The following is a 3,345-nucleotide window of genomic DNA, read 5'->3' on the forward strand; positions in this document are numbered from 1 at the left end:
GCACCGCCAAGGCAGCGCCTAAAGCCGCCGCGAAACCTGCTGCTCCCAAGGCGAAGGCCGCGGCCCCGAAGGCTGCTGCAAAAGCCCCGGCAAAGACCGCCGCGAAGCCCGCCGCCAAGGCCAAGACTGCGGAGAAGCCGAAAAGCGCCCCCAAGGCGGCCGCAAAGCCTGCGGCAAAGCCCGCTGCAGCCGCCGCGGCGAAGAAGCCCGCTGCGGCCGAGAAGGCTCCTGCCAAGGAGGCCGCCGCGAAGGCAACCGGCACGCGCCCGAGCAATGCGGCGAGCAAACTGATGGCTGCGGCAAAGAGCCGCGCCGCGGAGAAGGCGAATAAGGCTAAGGCTGCTGCGGAAGCCGCCAAGGAGACGGCGAAGGAAGCCGCCCCGGCAAAGCCTGCAAAGGCAGAAACTCCGAAAGCAAAGGAACCGGCCAAGCCTGCCGCACCTAAGATGACCTTCAAGACAAAAGAATATGTAGTGTATCCCGCCCATGGCGTTGGCCAGATCCTCGAGATCGAGGAGCAGGAAGTCGCCGGGCACAAGCTGGAGCTTTTCGTCATCAACTTCGACAAGGAAAAGATGACGCTCCGCGTTCCGACCAACAAGGCTGCCGCCGTTGGCATGCGCAAGCTGTCGGATACTTCCGTGGTTGATTCCGCCCTCGAAACGCTGCGTGGCCGCGCCCGCATCAAGCGCACCATGTGGAGCCGCCGGGCGCAGGAATATGAGGCAAAGATCAACTCAGGCGACCTGATCTCTATCGCCGAAGTGGTCCGCGACCTCTATCGCTCTGACCGCCAGCCGGAGCAGTCCTATTCCGAGCGCCAACTCTATGAAGCTGCCCTTGACCGCATGGCCCGGGAAGTGGCCGCTGTCGAGCGCATCGGCGAGGATGCCGCCATTCAGCGCGTGGAGCAGGCCCTTCAGGGCACGCCGAAGCGCTCCGGCGATGCAGGCGACAAGAAGGACGAAAAGTCGGACGACGCGACCGAGGCCGCCTGAGCCCCCCCGACAAACACTGAGACGGAAAAGCCCGGCCTTTGAGCCGGGCTTTTTGTTGGCCGTTTCCCCCATCCCCCGCCCTCCCGCTGAAAGGAACATTTCAGAGGACGCTGGGTTGTTTCAGGGAGAGAGGGGTGCGTGCGAGCGCGCCGCCTCAACTGAGCGGAAGAAGGAGAGGGGAAAATGGCCCATATGGATACCCCCGAAACGCAGCAGGCAAATCGCCGCTTCGTGAAACACGCCATGACCATGCCTCTCCTTGAAGAGGAACATGAGTTCGACCTCGCCCATCGCTGGAAGGAAGATCACGACGAGCGCGCGCTGCATGAACTGACAAGTGCCTATATGCGGCTCGTGATTTCCTTCGCAACGCGCTTCCGCAATTATGGCCTGCCCTATGGCGATCTCATTCAGGAGGGCAATGTCGGTCTGATGCAGGCCGCCGCCCGTTTCGAGCCGGAGCGTGGTGTCCGCTTCTCCACCTATGCAAGCTGGTGGATCCGCGCGGCCATTCAGGACTACATCCTGCGCAACTGGTCCATCGTGCGGACAGGCACCACGGCGGCGCATAAATCCCTCTTCTTCAACCTGCGAAAGCTCCGCAGTCTGATTGCCAATGGCACCCGCCAGAACCTGACGGAAGAAGACCGCTCCTTCATCGCAAGGCAGCTCGGCGTGAGCATTGCGGATGTCTCGGCGGTGGACGCGCGGCTGATGGCCGGTGATCGCTCGCTCAATGCGCCTGTTTCCAACAGCTCTTCACTGGACAGCCCCGCCGAGTGGCAGGACCTTCTCACCTGCGACCGCCCGCTGCCCGAAGACGAAGTAATGGAACATCACGATGACGAACGGCGCGCACGCTGGATAGAAGCAGCCCTCGAAACGCTCAACGAACGCGAACTCACGATCATCCGTGAGCGCCGGCTGCGCGATGAGGCGGTGACGCTTGAAATACTCGGCACCCGTCTCGGCATCTCGAAAGAGCGCGTGCGCCAGATTGAACACACGGCCCTGAAGAAGCTCCGCCACGCCTTGCTGGAAAAAGTACCGAACCCGGAAGAGGCAGGCCTTCTTCTCTGAACCTTACTCGGCAACGATCTTGTAGCGCGCGCCTGCCCTGACGCCTTCATTGGCTTCGAGGCCGTTCAGCACGCGGAAGCGGTCCACCTGATGGTCGGTAAAGACCATGCGCTTTGCGAGCGAGACAACGGTGTCACCCTGCTTGGCGGTGACGATGCGGATGCGCAGCGGCTTTACCTTCCCCGCTTCTGACGCGGAAATCTTGCGGAAACTCATCACAAGCTTCTGGAGATCGCCCGTATAACGCTCGCCCGTTTGCGGCAGCGTTCCGAGGATGAAACGCGCAACACGCTCCGGCGCAAACTCGATGGCAACAAGCCGCGCATTATAGTCGCCGATCGTGGTCGGTGCCGTCGCCGCCTTCATGCCATTGACGGTGAAGCGCTCCAGCGTACCAAGACGAACCCCCTTCGCCCATGCCTGCAGATAGGCGCCGATTTCCTGCCCGCTTGCCTTGGTACCCATATCGAATTTTGCAATCGTCCGGTCCGGCCCCTGCACACCGACCGCAGCAGGTGAATTGCTGATGATGTAACGCGGCGGGGCCTCGAAGGAGAAACGAAGGTCCGGGTGAATGAAAAGACGATCACGGACAATCCCCTGCTTGGGGTTGTCACCATAGAGCAGGCCGTCAATCGCGGAGAGATAGGCATCGCGCCGCCGCTCGCCCTCGCCGGGGCGGAGGCCGGCCTGCTGCGCCTGAGCCGTCACCGCCTGAACGCGCGCGGGCGTTGCCGGATGGGTTGCAAGCCAGTTCGTCTGCCCTGTATCGCGCTGCACATTGCGAATCTTCGCCTCAAGCGCGTCCTGAGCATTCATGGAGGCGAGGAAGTCCGCCGCCGCATAGGCATCATAGCCCGCCGCAGCGAGATAGCGCGCGCCAAGCATAACCGCCTCATGCTCCTGATCGCGCGAATAGCTGGCAAGGAAACCCTGCCCGCCAAGGCCGATCGCCTGGCTGACAACATCGCTGCCAACCACAGCGCCAAGCACTGCACCAAGAAGCGTGGTGCCGACCGCCGCCGTGTGGCGCTGCGCCGAATGACGTGCGGCGACATGACCGATTTCATGGCCGATCACGCTTGCAAGTTCCGCCTCATCATTGGCAAGAGAGGCAAGCCCGCGCGTGACATAGACATAGCCGCCCGGAAGCGCGAAAGCGTTGATGACAGGGCTGTCGAGAACGGTGACGCGATAGGGCGCGTTCGGCTGATTGGTGGTGCGGGCGATGCGCGCGGTAACGCCTGCGACATAGGCACCGAAGGCC

General features: G+C 62.6%; 3 protein-coding genes. 2 read left to right on the top strand and 1 reads right to left on the bottom strand.

The window, feature by feature from the left end:
* Both WBF74_RS06440 and WBF74_RS06445 read left to right on the top strand, forming a co-directional pair.
* Positions 1–998 (top strand): CarD family transcriptional regulator (locus tag WBF74_RS06440; protein ID WP_424436932.1); only part of this gene is annotated, 998 nt, incomplete at its 5' end.
* A 183-nt stretch (positions 999–1,181) separates the two neighbouring features.
* A complete protein-coding gene (locus tag WBF74_RS06445) occupies positions 1,182–2,078 on the top strand; it encodes an RNA polymerase factor sigma-32 (RefSeq protein WP_424436935.1) in 897 nt (298 codons plus the stop codon).
* Positions 2,079–2,081: 3 nt separating this feature from the next.
* Here WBF74_RS06445 and WBF74_RS06450 read toward each other — a convergent pair.
* Positions 2,082–3,345 (bottom strand): M48 family metalloprotease (locus WBF74_RS06450; RefSeq protein WP_424436938.1); only part of this gene is annotated, 1,264 nt, incomplete at its 5' end.

Source organism: Parvibaculum sp. (assembly GCF_049672805.1).
Classification (GTDB): domain Bacteria; phylum Pseudomonadota; class Alphaproteobacteria; order Parvibaculales; family Parvibaculaceae; genus Parvibaculum.

Coding starts and splice junctions, on each gene's coding strand:
- WBF74_RS06445 (WP_424436935.1), top strand. CDS start 1,182: ATGGCCCATATGGATACCCCCGAAACGCAGCAGGCAAATCGCCGCTTC.